General features: G+C 41.0%; 13 protein-coding genes. 5 read left to right on the top strand and 8 right to left on the bottom strand.

The features are described from left to right. Positions 1-211: 211 nt before the first annotated feature. The 4 genes from BLR37_RS23730 to BLR37_RS23715 all read left to right on the top strand — a co-directional run bounded on the left by BLR37_RS23730 (position 212) and on the right by BLR37_RS23715 (position 7,575). Positions 212-1,492, top strand: a complete 1,281-nt coding sequence (locus BLR37_RS23730) for a sugar isomerase (RefSeq protein WP_090773034.1) — start codon at positions 212-214, stop codon at positions 1,490-1,492. A gap of 14 nt (positions 1,493-1,506) precedes the next feature. Continuing rightward, positions 1,507-2,892, top strand: a complete 1,386-nt coding sequence (locus BLR37_RS23725; protein WP_090773033.1) for an FGGY-family carbohydrate kinase — start codon at positions 1,507-1,509, stop codon at positions 2,890-2,892. 39 nt (positions 2,893-2,931) lie between these two features. Beyond that, on the top strand, positions 2,932-3,963 hold the full coding sequence (locus BLR37_RS23720; RefSeq protein ID WP_039478247.1) for a GntR family transcriptional regulator: 1,032 nt from the start codon (positions 2,932-2,934) through the stop codon (positions 3,961-3,963). Positions 3,964-4,161: 198 nt separating this feature from the next. Beyond that, positions 4,162-7,575: a DEAD/DEAH box helicase gene (locus tag BLR37_RS23715; protein WP_090773030.1), complete on the top strand. Its 3,414-nt coding sequence runs from the start codon at positions 4,162-4,164 to the stop codon at positions 7,573-7,575. A 127-nt stretch (positions 7,576-7,702) separates the two neighbouring features. Here the strand turns inward: BLR37_RS23715 and BLR37_RS23710 are convergent, their stop codons facing one another. The 4 genes from BLR37_RS23710 to BLR37_RS23695 form a co-directional block, all read right to left on the bottom strand. Then, entirely contained in the window at positions 7,703-8,521 is an 819-nt protein-coding gene (locus BLR37_RS23710; protein ID WP_090773028.1) for an NAD(P)-binding domain-containing protein, read from the bottom strand. 37 nt (positions 8,522-8,558) lie between these two features. After that, complete coding sequence (locus BLR37_RS23705; RefSeq protein WP_090773026.1) at positions 8,559-9,491, bottom strand: NAD-dependent epimerase/dehydratase family protein; 933 nt, start codon at positions 9,489-9,491, stop codon at positions 8,559-8,561. Positions 9,492-9,585: 94 nt separating this feature from the next. Continuing rightward, positions 9,586-10,188, bottom strand: coding sequence for a Crp/Fnr family transcriptional regulator (locus tag BLR37_RS23700; protein ID WP_090773024.1), 603 nt, complete (start codon positions 10,186-10,188; stop codon positions 9,586-9,588). 48 nt (positions 10,189-10,236) lie between these two features. Continuing rightward, positions 10,237-10,818: a thymidine kinase gene (locus BLR37_RS23695; protein ID WP_025146756.1), complete on the bottom strand. Its 582-nt coding sequence runs from the start codon at positions 10,816-10,818 to the stop codon at positions 10,237-10,239. Positions 10,819-10,941: 123 nt separating this feature from the next. Here BLR37_RS23695 and BLR37_RS23690 point away from each other — a divergent pair, with 123 nt between their 5' ends. Further along, positions 10,942-12,135, top strand: coding sequence for a hypothetical protein (locus tag BLR37_RS23690; RefSeq protein WP_090773022.1), 1,194 nt, complete (start codon positions 10,942-10,944; stop codon positions 12,133-12,135). 326 nt (positions 12,136-12,461) lie between these two features. On the opposite strand, the gene rodA is transcribed toward BLR37_RS23690, so the two are convergent. The 4 genes from rodA to mreC are packed head-to-tail and all read right to left on the bottom strand — an operon-like array spanning position 12,462 to position 17,082. After that, positions 12,462-13,724 carry a rod shape-determining protein RodA gene (rodA, locus tag BLR37_RS23685; protein WP_090773020.1) on the bottom strand — a complete coding sequence of 421 codons (1,263 nt, stop codon included), beginning with the start codon at positions 13,722-13,724 and terminating at the stop codon, positions 12,462-12,464. 1 nt (position 13,725) lies between these two features. After that, positions 13,726-15,735 carry a penicillin-binding protein 2 gene (gene mrdA / locus BLR37_RS23680; RefSeq protein WP_090773018.1) on the bottom strand — a complete coding sequence of 670 codons (2,010 nt, stop codon included), beginning with the start codon at positions 15,733-15,735 and terminating at the stop codon, positions 13,726-13,728. After that, positions 15,735-16,250 carry a rod shape-determining protein MreD gene (locus tag BLR37_RS23675; protein ID WP_090773016.1) on the bottom strand — a complete coding sequence of 172 codons (516 nt, stop codon included), beginning with the start codon at positions 16,248-16,250 and terminating at the stop codon, positions 15,735-15,737. Before BLR37_RS23675 ends, mrdA begins: the two co-directional genes overlap by 1 nt. After that, on the bottom strand, positions 16,243-17,082 hold the full coding sequence (gene mreC, locus BLR37_RS23670) for a rod shape-determining protein MreC (RefSeq protein ID WP_090773014.1): 840 nt from the start codon (positions 17,080-17,082) through the stop codon (positions 16,243-16,245). Before mreC ends, BLR37_RS23675 begins: the two co-directional genes overlap by 8 nt. Positions 17,083-17,110: the final 28 nt, after the last annotated feature.

Here is a 17,110-nt window from a genome sequence, read left to right as displayed (position 1 = left end):
TGTGGTAAAATAAAAAATAGTGGTCAGTGTGGACACTGACCACGGCGATTGTTTTAAATTCAGTTTTAGTAAGTTGTTTCATCGGTCTGTGTTTAGGCACAGATCGAAAATGACTTTAAATTTTTGTTATCGTCCTCGTTTTTAACGAGGATGAACGAGAAAGGCGATTATATCGCCAAAATAATTAACCTAATAAAAACCAAATATCCTCATGAATATCGGGCAGAACCAAATAGAAAAACACAACGACTCATTGTTAACCGCACATCAGCGTAAGCTTGCTTTTTTAAAAGAAGACTGGGCACACGTTGATCTTGAAGCTGTAATTCAAAAACTGGTCGATTTTCAGATTGCCATTCCAAGCTGGGCTTTGGGAACAGGTGGTACACGTTTTGGTCGTTTTGCCATTACCGGCGGAGAGCCACGTACCATTGAAGAAAAAATTGAAGATGTGGGTTTATTGCATGCCTTGAATGGTGCAAGTGGAGCAATTTCGCTTCATATTCCATGGGATATTCCTCAAAATGCAGCAACACTAAAGCAACTGGCTGCGGGTTATGGCCTGAAGTTCGATGCCATGAACTCTAATACCTTTCAGGATCAGGCAGGTTCGGCACACAGTTACAAATTTGGTTCCTTACAAAATGTAAATAAAGCCATTCGCAAACAGGCGATTGAGCACAATATAGAAGTAATTAAACACGGTGTAGCATTAGGTTCTGATGCTTTAACGGTTTGGCTTGCCGATGGATCTTGTTTCCCTGGCCAGCTTAACTTTCGCAAAGCCTTCGAGAATACATTGGAAAGCTTACAGGAAATTTATTCGGCCCTGCCTGATGACTGGAAAATGTTTGTAGAGTACAAAGCTTTTGAGCCTAACTTTTATTCAACTACAGTGGGCGATTGGGGTCAGTCATTATTGTATGCCAGCAAACTGGGCAAAAAAGCTTATACATTGGTTGATTTAGGTCACCACCTGCCTAATGCCAATATCGAGCAAATTGTAGCTTTATTGTTAATGGAAGGGAAATTGGGTGGTTTCCACTTCAACGATTCTAAATATGGCGATGATGATTTAACTGCTGGAAGCATTAAGCCTTACCAGTTATTCCTGATTTTTAATGAGCTGGTTGAAGGAATGGATGCAAAAGGCATGAACCATGCTAAAGATCTGGGCTGGATGATCGATGCTTCGCACAATGTCAAAGATCCTTTAGAAGACCTGCTTCAATCGGTCGAAGCCATTATGATTGCTTACGCACAGGCACTTTTGGTAGATAGAAAAGCATTAAATGTAGCACAGGATAACAACGATGTGGCCAAAGCACAGGAAATTTTACAACATACCTTCCGCAGCGATTTAAGGGCATTGGTTGCCGAGGCGCGTTTAAGAGCCGGAGCGGCATTATCACCAATTGGCTTATACCGCGATTTAGATGTGCGTAATCATTTAGTTAATCACCGTGGAAAAACTGTTGCTACAGGTTTGTAAAGAGGAGAATAGAAATGCCAAAACCTGTTATTGCCATATTTGATGTAGGGAAAACGAATAAAAAACTCTTTCTGATCGATGAAAATTATCAGATTGTTTACGAGCGTTCAGCCCGTTTTGTAGAAACCGTTGATGAAGATGGCGAAGTTTGCGAAAACCTGGAAAGCCTGCGCTCATCTGTGTACGATTCCCTGCATCAGGTTTTGCAGTTAAAAGAGTTTGATGTTAAGGCCATTAATTTTTCTACCTACGGTGCCAGTTTTGTGTACCTCGATGAAAAAGGTGAGCCTTTAACGCCACTTTATAATTATTTAAAAGCCTATCCAGAAGCACTTAAGCAGCGCTTTTACACTACGTACGGGGGTGAGGATAAGATTTCTTTAGAAACCGCTTCACCAGTTCTGGGCAGTTTAAATTCGGGTATGCAGTTGTACCGTTTAAAACACGAAAAGCCTGCGTTATTTGATAAAGTAAAATGGGCTTTGCATTTGCCTCAATACCTGAGTTATCTGATTACAGGTAAAGCTGTGGCCGATATTACCAGCATTGGCTGTCACACCCAGCTGTGGGATTTTAACAAAAACCAGTACCACAACTGGGTATCGACAGAAAAGATCGATGGCAAGTTCGGCACTTTTACACCTGCAGATTCGAGCCTGAAAACAGATTTTGAAGGCAGCAGCATCAAAGTAGGGGTAGGCTTGCACGATAGTTCAGCTGCTTTAATTCCATATCTGGCTAATTTCAATACCCCTTTTGTACTCATTTCTACCGGTACCTGGTGCATCAGTTTAAATCCTTTTAACCAGGAACCTTTAACAGCCGAAGAACTGAAACAAGATTGTCTGTGTTACATGCACTATAAAGGCAAAGCGGTTAAAGCTTCGCGTATTTTTGCTGGTTACGAACATGAGGTGCAGCTTAAACGTATTGCCGAGCATTTTGATCGGGCAGCTTACCTGTTTAAGCATTTGAAGTTTAATCCTTCTATGATTTTGAAACTGGCCAATAAGATTCCGGAGAATAAGGAGGCGCAGACGGGATTTTTGGCGAATTCGGCATTTCCAGATCGCGATCTGAATATTTTTCAAACGGCCGAAGAAGCTTACCACCAGCTTATTTTTGATCTGGTAAAACAGCAGCTCTATTCGTTAAAATTGATTTTAAACCCAGGCGTAAAACGGATTTTTGTTGACGGGGGATTTGGTAAAAATGCCATTTACATGCATTTGTTAGCTACCGCTATTCCTGATATAGAGGTATATGCTTCATCGGTTTCGCAGGCTACCGCTATTGGAACCGCTTTAGCCATTAACGATGCCTGGAATGAAAACCCGGCACCCACGGATATGATTCAGTTAAAATATTATTCGGCCATACAACGTACACTGGATTTTTAGGAATTTCCTTATATTAGAAATCCTAATACCCTAACCATTTTGAAACCAGAAGATCTAATACCTTATCTCAATGTTGATGAATACTCGTCGACACCCAAATACAAACAGTTAACCAATGCCATTTTAGCGGCAATAGAAAGTGGTAAATTGCTTAAAAATAGTTTGCTGCCTTCTATTAACGAGCTCAGTTTTAGTTTGGAAATGTCGCGCGATACAGCAGAGAAAGGTTACCGGAACTTGCGGAAATTAGGGGTGGTAGATTCGGTTCCGGGGAAGGGCTATTTTATCATCAATACCGATTTTTCGCGCAAACTTAAAATCTGTTTGCTGTTTAATAAGCTCAGTACGCATAAAAAGATCATCTACGATTCTTTTACCAAAACCATAGGCGAACGGGCAGCCATCGATTTTTATATTTATAACAACGATTATGCGCTGTTTAAAAAGATGATTGTGGCCAAGCGAGATGAATATTCGCACTTTGTAATTATTCCGCACTTTCTGGAAGGGGGAGAAAATGCACATGAAATCATCAACACCATACCTAAAGAAAAACTGGTGATTTTGGATAAATTGTTACCAGGGGTAACCGGAAATTATGCTGCGGCCTATGAAAACTTTGCACAGGATATTTATGCAGCGCTTGAGCAGGCCTTAGACCGTCTTTCCAACTACCGCACTTTAAAAATTATTTTCCCCCGAAACAGCTATTTCCCACACGAAATACTAACCGGTTTCTACCGTTTTTGCCAACAGTATGCTTTCGATCATAAAGTGATCCACAATATTAAAGATGAAGAAATTAATCCGGGTGAGGTTTACATCAACCTGATGGAAGACGACCTGGTGATGCTGATTGAACGTTTGATTGCACAAAAGCTCAAAATTGGTAAAGATGTAGGGGTAATTTCTTATAACGAAACGCCATTAAAAAGGATCATTTTAGATGGCATCACCACCATTTCGACTGATTTTAGTGAACTTGGTGCCCAAGCCGCTGAGTTTGTATTGAGTGGCAAAACCGAAAGGGTAGAGGTACCTTTTTACCTGAATTTGAGGAAATCGCTTTAGTTTGTAGTTGATCCGTCATCTCGACTGAAGCGTAGCGAAATGGAGAGATCTTTAATAGATTTAGCTTCGCTGAGCCTACGGGTTCTCGACTTCGTTGCACTTCGCTCGAAATGACGATATTCAATTGTGTATAAAAACCTTAAAACCAACTTTACCCCAAACCGAATATTCATTACTTTTATCGTTTAACTTTTTTAAATGAGTGAAACGGTAACTACACAGCTGCGATCAGAAGAAAACCCTTACGATTATATTTTAAGGGATTTTAATCTCAAAGATCTCAGCGAAATTGTTATCCTCAAGCATTTGGGTGGGCTGGTACATACCGATGTAAAAGGTTTTTATCATTTGCATCCCGAACAGATCGAAATTGATTTTGCCGCATTTAGTCAGGAAGAAGCAGCTGAACCTTTTCCTGTGGTGATGGTTCAGCAACAAAATAATTCGGTTAAACTTTCCTGCCGCTGCGCTACGCCAAAAAACAAACTCTGTGCACACCAGGCTCAGGTTTTATACAATATTCTTCAACGCAAAGCGCTGCGTATTTTTTTCGATGCTAATCTACGCAGAGAAAAATTGATTAAAATAGCCGTCAATTATGGGCTGGAAAAGGAAGAAAACCCCGATCTGCTTTTTAACCTCACTTATCACCAGGATGAGGTTGAAATTAAACCCAAAATGGAAGCCTTGCAACCTTTTAACAAAGAAGCTCAGCAAAACCTGGCCGATTTGCTGCTACCCAGGACAAAACCGCAGGTTAAGGCCCGGGATAAAGGTGATTGGAGTAAAATGATCCTGGTATTGGGGCAGCACCGTTATTACAACCATTTAACCATCGAGCTTTTTGAAGCAGCCATTACCAGGACCGGAAAGGTTAAAAATCCATTAAAAGGTATTCATCCGGCAGATTTAATTTTTAAAACAGAAGATAGCGATCTGCTAAAATTTTTTAGCGGCATTACCACCTTTCAGCAAAACTACAATACCGACCAAAGCGAGGTAGAAATTGAAGCTTTAAAGGCAATTGTTAAAAATCCCGCTAAAATTCCGGTTTACCTGCAGGATGCGCAACAATCGTCGGTTATTCAGCCGTCCAGCATCTCGGCAGTTGATGTGCAACCACTCAATGTCGATTTGAGGCTTGCGGTAAACCAGCGCGAGGATTATTATGAAATTACCGGCCGTTTAATCATCGAGGGCAAATCGTACGAACTCGACAACCTGCAATTGGTACACCAGTACTTTGTCAAGCTCAAAAATCAACTTTATCTGATTGGCAGACTTGATTTTTTAAGGGTGATTGGATTTTTTAAAAAACAAAGTAATCGGTTAATCTTACACAAAAGCAAATATCCCGAATTTCAGAAAGCCATTCTGATTCAGCTGGAAGGCAGTATACATGTTGATTATGCTTATCTAAAGCCTGCCACCAAAAGCCAGATGGAAGAAAAAGGCTTCGACCTCGAAAATGAACAATTAATTTATCTGTCCGAATCTGAAGATTTTATCCTGTTAACGCCGGTAATGCGCTACGGAAATTTAGAAATTCCGGTTTTATCGAAAAAGCAAATTCAGGCGCAGGATAAATTGGGTAATGTTTTTAAGCTTAACCGAGATGAAAAAGCTGAACTTCAGTTCGTTTCTAACATCATTAGGTCGCACCCCTACTTTTACGAACAAATTGAAAACGATTTCCTCTTTGAGCAGAATAAATATGATTCCTTTTACCTGCACCGGAAAAGATTTTTAGAAGAAGCCTGGTTTTTAGATGCCTTTGAAATCTGGCGGAATAAGGGAATTCAGGTTTTAGGCTTCAATCAGTTGAAAAATAACAAGCTGAGCGAATTTAAACCTGAAATAAACATTGAGGTAATTAGCGGACTGGATTGGTTTGAAACAAAAGTTGAGGTAAAATTTGCCCGGCAGGTGGTTCCCTTAAAGCATTTGCATAAATCAATTCGCAATAAGAGCAGGTTTGTCAAGCTCGACGATGGCACCGAAGGTATTTTGCCGCAAGAATGGGTAGAGAAGTTTGCGGCTTATTTTAATGCAGGCGAAATTACTGAAGAAGCGCTTCTGACGCCGAAAATTAAATTTGCTACAGTAAACGAACTGTACGAAGATGCTCTGCTGGATGGCGAAGTTAAAAATGAGCTACAGCTTTATAAACAGAAGTTCGAAGGCGCAAATGCAATTGAAGAAGTAGAAGTACCTTCAGCTTTACTGGCAACCCTGCGTCATTATCAGAAAGACGGACTGAACTGGCTTAACTTTTTAGATGATTTTAATTTTGGTTCGTGCCTGGCCGATGATATGGGCCTGGGTAAAACCATACAGATTTTAGCCTTTATTTTATCGCAGCGCGAAAAAGTGAAACACAATACCAACCTGGTTGTGGTTCCGGCTTCGCTGATTTTTAACTGGAAAGCTGAGGTAGAAAAGTTTGCACCATCTATACAGGTTAAAACCATTTATGCCGGCGAAAGGAGCAAAACCACCGAAGATTTTGACCAGTATGAAATCATTTTAACCTCTTATGGCACCTTGCTTTCTGATATTCGCTTTTTAAAGGATTATCGCTTCAATTACATCTTTTTAGATGAATCGCAGCTCATTAAAAACCCTGAATCGCAGCGTTATAAAGCCGTGAGGATGCTGCAATCGCGCAACAAAGTGGCCATTACAGGTACGCCCGTTGAGAACAATACCTTCGATTTGTACGGACAGTTATCTTTTGCCTGCCCCGGCCTGTTTGGCAGCAAGCAACAATTTGCCGATCTATATTCTACCCCGATTGATCAGTTTAAAGATAGCCGTAGGGCAGATGAGCTTCAAAGAAAGATAAGGCCATTCATTTTACGCCGGACTAAGGAGCAGGTAGCAAAAGAACTTCCGGATAAAACGGAAATTATATTGTATTGCGAAATGGGTGAGGAGCAACGCGAAGTATATGAGGCGAATAAAAAGGAAATTCAGGATTTTATTTTGGGTAAACAGGAAGATGATTTGCCTAAAAGCTCGATGCATGTATTGAAAAGTATTACCACGCTTAGGCAAATTTGTAACTCGGCTGCTTTGCTGGCCGGTGGTAAATCTTATCTGCAGGTTTCATCAAAAATTGATGTCTTGCTGGAGCAGATTGAAAGCAAAGCCGGTAAACATAAAATTCTGGTTTTCTCGCAGTTTGTAACCATGCTCGATTTGATTAAAAAAGAACTTGACAAACGGCGTATAGGTTATGCTTATCTCACTGGCCAGACAAGGAACAGGGAAGAAGTGGTAGCTTCATTTCAACAAAATAGAGATATTCCGGTTTTCCTGATTAGCCTAAAGGCCGGGGGAACGGGATTGAATTTAACCGAAGCAGATTATGTTTACCTGGTTGATCCCTGGTGGAACCCTGCAGTAGAAAACCAGGCCATCGATCGTGCTTATCGCATTGGCCAGCATAAAAACGTAATGGCAGTGCGGCTTATTTGCCCCGATACCATTGAAGAAAAAATTATGAAACTGCAGGCCACTAAAAAGGATTTGGTCAGTAACCTGATCCAAACTGAGGGTAGTTTTTTCAAAAATCTAACCAAAAAAGAATTGCTTGGATTGCTGGATTAAGACTATTCGTGATTGCGAGAAACGAAGCAATCTTACTACTATGGGTGGGTAAAAGCATTAATTCAATTTTCAACTAGCGATCGTTGTAAGATTGCTTCGTCGTTCCTCCTCGCAATGACGCAATTATTTAAATCCCCACTTCAAAATCGTAATCCAAATATTTCGGTACATGCAAACTCTCTACAATTTTCCAGCTTTTCTTTTCGGCAATAAACTCAGGTATGGCTAAACCCGATGTTTTGGCCGCTTCCATGTAAAAATCCATTTTCGCGGGGTGCAATGGCGAACAGGCATGATAAATGCGGCCAAAGGCTTGTTTTTCCAATAACCGGATCGCGATACCAACCGCATCTGTTTGATGGATGAGATTTACCGGTGCTAAACCATTGGGAACACCCGTTTTGCCTGCAAAGAACCTTCCCGGGTTACGGTCGGGGCCAATTAATCCTGCAAAGCGGATGATGGTAAAATTGGGCGTTTCGGCTTTTAAAATTTCTTCGGCAGCTACGACAACCCTACCCGAATCGGTATCCGGACAAGTTTCACTTTTTTCGTTTACCAACCGGTTTTCATCTGCAAAAACACTAGTCGAACTGATGAGTACAATTTGTGTTGTCTTGCCTTTGGCAGCCGCTATAATCGACTTAATTTTTGCCGGGTAATCCTGCAGTTCGGCTGAGTTTCTTTTTGGCGGGATACAAATAAACAAGGCATCGCATTCAAAAAAGGAAGGATCTGCTTCAATTTTTGCCGTTGTGAAATTAACCAGATAAGGCACAATTTGCGCATCGGCCAGCATTGTAAGCTTGGTTTCGGTGGTCGATGAACCATTAACTGAATAGCCTTGAGCAACCAGTGCTCTGGCAAATGCAAAGCCAAACCAGCCACAACCTAAAACCGAAACCTTTTTAATTGCCTTTTGATGCACTTTAGAACCTGAAATCATAGTGCCTAAAGATAGCGTTCTACCGGTAATTTATTTGTCAATTCTGCTTCTGGTACAAGCTTTTTGATAAGGCTAAAATGCCATCGTGGTAACTGGTTGGTTTAAAGTTAAAAGCCTTTTCAAATTTTGTAGAATCGAAATGATAATCGTGGTCGTACTGGTAGTACATTTCTACGGTACCTGCTACTACTTTTTTAAATAAGCCAACCAAACGGAGCATCAGTTTATTAATTACCGAATAACGGGCTTTGGTGCCGTAAATCTGGGCGGCCATTTCGATAAAAGCTTTTCCTTTTAAAGGAGCTGCGGTTGGTAAATGCCAGATCTGGTTGCCCGAATCGGGTGTTTGGCCCAAGAGAAAGAGCGCTTTGCCGGCATCCGGAATGTAAGTAAAGCTATGTAAGGTATTGGGATTTCCTATCCACTGGCCGCTGGTATTTTTGGCAAATTTGTCCAGTATCATCATGTCGAAGAAACTGTTCATAGAGTTAGTGCCATAAAAATCGGCCGCACGGGCTATGGTTGCATTAATGCGGCCTGCTTGGCTCTCATCCATTAATTGCTGAGCTATTTTTGCCCTCACTTCGCCTTTCAGGCTGCAAGGATGGTAAGGTGTATTTTCAGTCATCGGACCTTTTACTAGCCCATACATGTAAACATTGTCGAAAAAGATTAATCGTGCGCCGGTTTGCTTGCAGGCACTAATCACATTTTGAATAATAACCGGCCACTGTTGCTGCCATATTTGGGCATCGTAAACTAAACCGGCGCACAAATAAATGATGGTCGAACCTGCTGTTGCGGCAAGTACTTCCTGTTCGTTCAATAAATCGGCCTTTTGCCAGCTTACATTGGGATTGTTGGTCGCTACCGGTTTACGGCTTACCAGCCTAAGGGTTTGGTTATGGGCAATTAATTCCTGGGTTAATGCGTTTGCTGTTGGCCCGCCGGCGCCTAATATCGTGTGCATAGCTTTTCTTTTTTTGATTGACTCAAAGTTAGCTGAGCTTTGATGCAGAAAACGTTAACAAAAGATAATGATTACAAAAAGTATAAGAAGAGGCTTAGTGCTGTAGTAAGGTTCTTTTGCGTATGCGCGAAAGTGAAACAGGCGTAATGCCCAGAAAATTGGCAATAAAATGCTGCGGAACCCGCTGAAAAATATCGCAGGCAGTCTTCTCGAGTGCAGTATAACGCTCTTCGGGACTTTGTGTAATAAAAGCGGTTACCCGGTCTTCGTAACAACAGATGTAATATTCGGCTATTAAACGGCCAAAACGTTCCATTTTTAAGGCCAGTAGCGGGTGGTTTAACATTTGCTGCAAATGCTGGTAAGAAATCATTACCAGTTCGGTTTCTTCAAGGGCTTGAATGTAATTGCGGTTTGGGGTACGTTTAACGAAGCTTTTGTAAGCGCTCATCAATTCATTTTCAAAGCTAAAGTATCCGGTAATTTCCTGTCCATCTTTGATATGGTAATAGCGTACAGCCCCACGGGTAATAAAGGCCATATAGTCGCACACTTTTCCTTCTACAGCAAAATGTTCCTTTTTGTTTAGGCTCGAAAAACTGAGGTAAGTGCTAAAGATTTCCCACTCTGTATCGCTAAAGGTTACAAATTGGGTAATCCCCTTTCTAAATGCTGCAAGTTGAGACTGTTTATCCATACCAGAAGTAAAATTCTGATTAAAGATACAGATTTACGATCAATAAGGTTAACCCTTGCCCAGGTTATAACAAGCCCTGCAACGGGGTTCGTAGCTTTCTTTTTCGCCAAGCAATACGGTAGCTTCATCGGCAGCCGTGCGGTAGCTGTACAGGGCAGGGTTACCACAGCAAACACAAACTGCATTTACCTTAGTTACATGTTCGGCAATGGCCATTAGCGCGGGCATAGGGCCAAAAGGCTTGCCGGTAAAATCCATATCCAAACCTGCAACAATTACGCGGATACCCCTGAGGGCTAATTTATTGCAGACATCAGGCAATTCATCATCAAAAAACTGGGCTTCATCAATGCCTACCACCTGGGTGTTGGTACCCAGTAATAAAATGGCCGAGGCACTATCAACAGGTGTGGAGTTAATCGAGTTTAAATCGTGCGAAACCACAGCAGTTTCGTGGTAACGGGTATCGGTTCTGGGTTTAAAGATTTCGACATTCAATTTAGCAATCTGGGCTCTTTTTAGCCGGCGGATCAGTTCTTCCGTTTTACCCGAAAACATGGAGCCGCATACCACTTCAATACTTCCCGAAAATTCGCCCCTTCTTCTAAAATTTTGTTCGCTAAATAACATGCCTTATTTTTTATTCCCCAGTATCAGCCCGATAATTTTTAAACCGAACAAATATGAGAATTATGTGTTATTTTTGAAGAGATAGTTACCAACATAAATCGATCAGAAATTCGTTTTAACTTTATGATGAACCAACAAGATATTTTCAAAAAGATAGGCAGTATTTTAACAGAGTTGAATGAGCAATACCAGTTTTTAGCTCAAAATCCTCAGCAGCTGAATGATTTGGAACTCGAACTTTTCCTGGCCAACGCACATTTTCTTTCCGATCACGTTAATATCGTAAAAAAACTAAATGCCATCATTGAAGATAAAACACCTGAACCGGGCAATCACCCGCGTTTAGCTGAACAAAATACAATTATTTTGCCCGAAGCGCCTAAAAGCTATGCAGAAGATGATGAGTGCTTCGATCCGCAGGAACTGGAAGAGGTAGCTACTGCAGAAGAAGAAGAAGAACGCGTTGATATTAAGCCTGCACAGGAGATTATTGATGAAGAAGCTGCTGAAGTTGAAAAAGCCGTTGAGGTAGAAAAAACAGCTTCAGCAATAAATAACGATTTCTTTAAACCCGATCAGGACGATCATACTTTTGAATTTGTGCTGGGTACGCATGATGAAAATGCACAGTTTGATTACGAGTTAAAACCTGCCGAAGAAATCTTTGACCGGCCTTTAAGTAAGGAAGAAGCAGAAATTCTGGCTCAAAAGAAAAGAATACACGAAAAAGAAAGAGCATTACCCGCTGATGAAACTCCTTTGCCTGCCGAAGAAGATGAAATTGGTCCGGAACCTTTTTTAATTGATCATGAAGCGGAAGAAGAAGTAGTAGTGGCTGTTACACCTACACCGAAAGAAGAACCGGTAGCTGTCGCCACGAAGCCTATCGAGGCACTTAAGGATGTAAAATTGGATGAGCCTATTATTTCGCCACCTGTTGAGCATGAAAGACCACTGTTTACACCAGAGGCCGTTCCGGTAAAACCAACACCAGAGCCTGTGGCAGCAAAACCTGTTCAAAGTTTAAATGAATTATTGGCGCAAACAAATGGCAAAAACGAGGATCCTGTAAAAGCACCAATATCCGATTTAAAACAAGCGATTAGCTTAAACGAAAAACTGTTGTTTATTAAAGACCTTTTCAACGGCTATAACCTGGCTTACTCTGAAGCGATTGATATTGTAAATAAAATGAACAGCTTTGAAGCTGCTGATGCTTTCTTACAAAACAATTACGCTGCAAAGAATAACTGGGCCAGCAAGCAGGGCACAGTAGATCAGTTCTACGAATTGTTGAACAGAAGGTTTAGCAGGTAAGGCGTTTAGCGGTAAGCGTTTGGCGACAGACGTTAATTGCTGATCGTCATCTCGACTGAAGCGTAGCGGAATGCCTGCCCGTACAGGCGGGGAGAGATCTAAATCAAAAATTCTTTCAAAATAGATTTAGCTTCGCTGAGCCTTGATCGTCCGCGTTTGTAACGCGGATGCCAGAACCCGGCATTTGCAATGCCTCTTGCTCCTTAAATAAAACCCGTCCTGTTCGAATCGAGCTTTAAGATAAATAGCAAGGTGGTAAAATTTAAAGATCGTCCGCGTTTGTAACGCGGATGCCGGAACCCGGCATTTGCAATGCCTCTTGATGCTTAAATAAAACCCATCCGGTTTGAATCTAGCTTTAGAAAGATAAACAGCAGGATGGTAAAACTCCAAAGCGATGATCCTCCATAGCTAATTAAAGGTAGCGGAATCCCAATAACCGGAATAATGCCAATCGTCATCCCGATATTGATAAACACGTGAAAAAACAGGATACAAGCCACGCTGTAACCATAAACGCGCGAAAATGTAGAACGTTGGCGTTCTGCCAGATTAATTAATCTGAGCAGTAAAAAGATGTACAGGCCAATTACAACTGAACAACCTAAAAAACCCCACTCTTCGCCAATGGTTGAAAAGATAAAGTCGGTACTTTGCTCAGGCACATAGCCATATTTGGTTTGTGTACCCTGTAAAAAGCCACGTCCTGTTGCCTGACCAGAACCAATGGCAATCTGCGACTGGATTACATTATAGCCCGCACCCTTATTATCGGTTTTAAGACCGAGCATTAACTCGATACGGCTGCGCTGGTGCGGTGCCAGTACTTTTTCGTAAGCTACTTTAATGAGAAACAAATAGCCAATTGCAAAAACGGTTACTAAAATGGTAGAGAAAATAATCTTTTGTTTCCGTCTATTGTTGTAAATAAAAAGACCCGCAATAGTGGTTATAATGATGATTAAAATATAGGTTGGCACTAAAAAGTCTGCCACAAACAAGACAATCATTCCCAAAAATATCAGCAGGAAGTAGCCTGATAAACCTTCGCGATAAAGTGGAAACATAAAAGCAAGGAAAACCAATGCCGAACCGGTATCGGGCTGGAGCATAATCAATAATAATGGTGCCCCTACAATTAAACCTGCAATGCCAATGGATTTGATATCCCTGAATTTTGGATTAAAGGCCCCCACATACCGGGCTAATAGCAAGGCTGTTCCGAATTTAGCAAACTCAGCGGGTTGTAATTTAAATGAACCAATGGCAATCCAGGCCTGGTTACCTGCAACCTTATTTCCGATCAGCAATACGGCCATCAATAAAATTAATGTACCACCGTAAATAAAAGGAGAAAAGACATTAAACAACCTTCCGTCAAATAGCAGGATTGACAAGCCTAACACCAAGCCCGTAATGATGTAAATTAGCTGTTTGCCATATAGCGTACTAAAACCAAACACGGCTGTTTGTTCAGGGGGAACTGAAGCGTAAATGTTAATAAAACCAATAGCGCATAAAGCGATGTAGATTAAAACAGTAATCCAATCTACGTTAAAGAAAAAGCGGTTTCCCTGTTGCTGCTGCATTTTATTTAATGGTTACAGGTTTATCGATGGTTACAGTTTTAAGTTCTTTAGGTTTGGTTGCTGCGCTTTGTTTTAGGGTTGCCGAATTGATCCTCAAACTATCCTTTATTCTTTTAGTAGAATCTGCTTTCTTAATTAACAGGCTGTCTGCTTTTGTGAGTTTAATGGCTTTGGCTTTGTCTTTTAAAACAGGTAACAGATTTTGGCTTTTCATCCACTCAATTTGAGCAGACCTTTCTCCGCTAACTGTACCTTTAAGATATTTTTCAATCATGTAACTGGCAATTGGTGCAGCATAAGTACTACCGTAACCCGCATTTTCTACAATTACCGCTATGGCAATTTTTGGATTATCGCGGGGGGCAAAACCAATAAAAACCGAGTGGTTTTTGCCGTGCGGGTTTTGTACTGTTCCGGTTTTTCCACACAATACTACATCGGGAATACGCGATAATATAGCTGTACCCCAGCTGCTGTTTACGGCATCCTGCATGCCATCAATTACTGGTTCGAAATGTTTGGCATCTACACCTACATAATTTTTAACCACATATTCTTTTCTAACCAGGTTTTTATCGCCAATGCCTTTAATCAGGTGTGGTTTAATGTAATAGCCACGATTGGCAATAATGGCCATCGCATTAGCCATTTGTAATGGGGTAGCTGTAATTTCGCCTTGTCCAATGGCTTGCGAGATTACGTTGGTGTAACCCCATCTTTTACCGTAAACTTTATCATAATGGTCTGCGGTATAAAAATAACCTTTTCTCTCGTAAGGCATATCTATACCCAGTTTTGCACCAAAGCCAAATTTGGCAACCTTATCGCGCCATTCCTGATAAGTTTGCCTTTGGTTTTTCATGCCATTCTTTGTGATTAATTTTTGAAAAACATAGCAGAAATAGGTGTTGCAAGAACGGGCTATACCTCTTCTAAGCGAAATAGGGCCATCAAAGTGCTCGCACTTGATCCTCCTGTTACCAGCCTGATAATAATGTGGACAAAAGAAAGTGGTGTTGGGATCAATCACGCCTTCCTGTAATCCGATTAAGGCATCAACAGGTTTAAAAGAAGAGCCTGGAGGATAATAACCCATTATTGGCCGTACTAACGACGGGCGGTAGGGGTTACCCACAATAAACTCCATATAATTATTTCCCTGATTGCGGCCAACTAACAAATTTGGATCATAGCCCGGGCTACTTACCAGCGAAAGAATTTCGCCTGAAGAGGGTTCGATGGCAACAATGGCACCAACCTTATTGGTCATTAATTGCTCACCGAGTTTTTGGATTCTCATATCAATGCCAGAAATAAGTCGTTCTCCGGAAACTGCATTGATATCATATTTTCCATCAGCATAACTTCCTTGCGGGGTATTGTGGGCATCATAAACTGTGTTAATCACTCCTTTTTCACCCCTCAAAGTTTCTTCGTACGAAAATTCTAATCCACTTTTTCCTTTATAATCACCTGGTTTATAAAAACCTTCCGATTTTTCAATATCTGTAGGACTTACTTCTTTTACATATCCAAATAGCTGTCCGCCAACACTATCCGGATAATGCCTCACGGTACGATCCTGAGTTCTGAAGCCAGGAAAACGATAGAGCGTTTCCTGCAGACGTGCATAACTTTGAACTGAAATTTGTTTAAGAAAAGGTGTAGCCTGATACGTTGATTTTCCCCTCGCTTTACGCAGGTTTTTCCGTACATCCTCAAAGCTAATATCCAGAGCTTGTGCAAGAGCTAAAGTATCGAAAGGCTGTACTTCGTTTGGTGTAACCATTAAATCGTAAACCGGCTCATTCTGCACAATAACTTTCATGTTACGGTCTAGAATTGCACCACGTGCGGGAAATTTATAAATCTTTCTGAGTACATTACTCTCGGCCGAAATAAAGGCTTTGTCGCTAATAATCTGGATGTAGAAAAGTTTGCCCAGTAAAATGAGGGCAATAACAATAAATAATCCCTGAACGATGTATTTTCGATTAAATAATTGATCCATTAGCGTGGCGTTCTTCTATAGAATATAAACTCTACCAATAAAATAATAAGCAGTGTAAAGATACAACTTAGGCCGCATCTCATTAAGGTATAACCAATTTCGGTTAGCCTGAATGTTTCTAAGAAGAACAGCACCAAATGGTGTGTAATAACGCAGAGAAAAGCATAAAGTGAAAACCATTGGAAACCCATATAACTTAACGAAGGTTCAGGGTCATCAATTGCGTCGCGGTTTAAACTTATGGATATAAATGAGATCCTAACAAAAGCCAGCACCACACAAGCAGTTGCGTGCACCCCCATGGTATCGTAAAATGCATCGAGTGTCAGGCCTGTTGCAAAGGCTAATCCGTACAATAAAATATTAGGGATGCCAAAAGGCAGGAGCAACAAAAATAATACGTAGATAAAAGGGGTAGACAGATCATAAAAGCCCATATTCTTGAGCAGAAAGATCTGCACAAAAAGCAGTAAAAACCACCTGATCACATTTACAATTATGATTCTACTATTCATTGGGCTTAGCTAGGCTTTCTAAAGCTTTTTGCTCGTCAGCGAGTTTATCTTTAACCACATATACATATTGCAATGTGCTAAAATCTGTAAATAAATTCAATTCTCCCGATAAGAAATTATCGTTAGTGGCCACATTGGGTTTGGTAATTCTACCTACCAAAATCCCGGCAGGGAAAGAAGCAAAACCGGAGGTAACAACTGTATCGCCCACCTGCATTTTAATGTGGTTGGGTACTCCCTTAATAAGTGCTTTCTTAATGTCGAAATTGCCATCACCCCAAACTAAAGAACCCAGGGCATTGTTCTTTTTTAGCACAACACTAATTCGGGTGTCTTTATGCAACAGCGATTGGATAGTGGCTAAATGGGCTGAAACATCGCGGATAAAGCCTACAACACCTTTTTGCGGCGCAATTACAGCCATCCCGCTTTTAATCCCGTCAACCGTACCTTTATTAATGGTCATTACGTTGTTGCGAAGGGTAATGGAGTTTTTAACCACCTTAGCTGCCAGGTAAGAATATTGCTGATTGGTAACAGTATCAATTACCTTAACATCTTTAGCACTATCAACGGTAGTTAAACCCAATAAGCGGGTTTTAAGTTTGGCATTTTCGGCTGCAAGGCTATCGTTTACCATTCCCAGGTTTAAATAGCGTTTAAAAACATTCAGCCTTTCGTATGCGGTACCTACTACTTCGTTTGAAGAATTTAAGGTTACACTACGCTGGTAGGCATTGTTTTTCACCGTTAGGTAAATCCCTATCGTAAAAAAGATAATAAACAGGAAAAATGCGTTGTATCTGCTGATGAAAATCCAAAGGTTACGCATTTGAGCTTGGAGTTAAAAGCTTGGAGTT

The sequence above is a fragment of the Pedobacter soli genome, from assembly GCF_900101435.1.
In the GTDB taxonomy this organism is placed as follows: domain Bacteria; phylum Bacteroidota; class Bacteroidia; order Sphingobacteriales; family Sphingobacteriaceae; genus Pedobacter; species Pedobacter soli.
The sequence above is the reverse complement of the archived record's forward strand: the minus strand, read 5'-3'. Positions and strand labels throughout refer to the sequence as shown.

Excerpts from the sequence above, each read along its gene's own strand:
- rodA (WP_090773020.1), bottom strand. The coding sequence starts at position 13,724 with ATGCAGCAGCAACAGGGAAACCGCTTTTTCTTTAACGTAGATTGGATT.
- BLR37_RS23695 (WP_025146756.1), bottom strand. The coding sequence starts at position 10,818 with ATGTTATTTAGCGAACAAAATTTTAGAAGAAGGGGCGAATTTTCGGGA.
- BLR37_RS23675 (WP_090773016.1), bottom strand. The coding sequence starts at position 16,250 with ATGAATAGTAGAATCATAATTGTAAATGTGATCAGGTGGTTTTTACTG.
- BLR37_RS23705 (WP_090773026.1), bottom strand. The coding sequence starts at position 9,491 with ATGCACACGATATTAGGCGCCGGCGGGCCAACAGCAAACGCATTAACC.
- BLR37_RS23725 (WP_090773033.1), top strand. The coding sequence starts at position 1,507 with ATGCCAAAACCTGTTATTGCCATATTTGATGTAGGGAAAACGAATAAA.
- BLR37_RS23690 (WP_090773022.1), top strand. The coding sequence starts at position 10,942 with ATGATGAACCAACAAGATATTTTCAAAAAGATAGGCAGTATTTTAACA.
- mreC (WP_090773014.1), bottom strand. The coding sequence starts at position 17,082 with ATGCGTAACCTTTGGATTTTCATCAGCAGATACAACGCATTTTTCCTG.
- BLR37_RS23700 (WP_090773024.1), bottom strand. The coding sequence starts at position 10,188 with ATGGATAAACAGTCTCAACTTGCAGCATTTAGAAAGGGGATTACCCAA.
- mrdA (WP_090773018.1), bottom strand. The coding sequence starts at position 15,735 with ATGGATCAATTATTTAATCGAAAATACATCGTTCAGGGATTATTTATT.
- BLR37_RS23715 (WP_090773030.1), top strand. The coding sequence starts at position 4,162 with ATGAGTGAAACGGTAACTACACAGCTGCGATCAGAAGAAAACCCTTAC.
- BLR37_RS23730 (WP_090773034.1), top strand. The coding sequence starts at position 212 with ATGAATATCGGGCAGAACCAAATAGAAAAACACAACGACTCATTGTTA.
- BLR37_RS23710 (WP_090773028.1), bottom strand. The coding sequence starts at position 8,521 with ATGATTTCAGGTTCTAAAGTGCATCAAAAGGCAATTAAAAAGGTTTCG.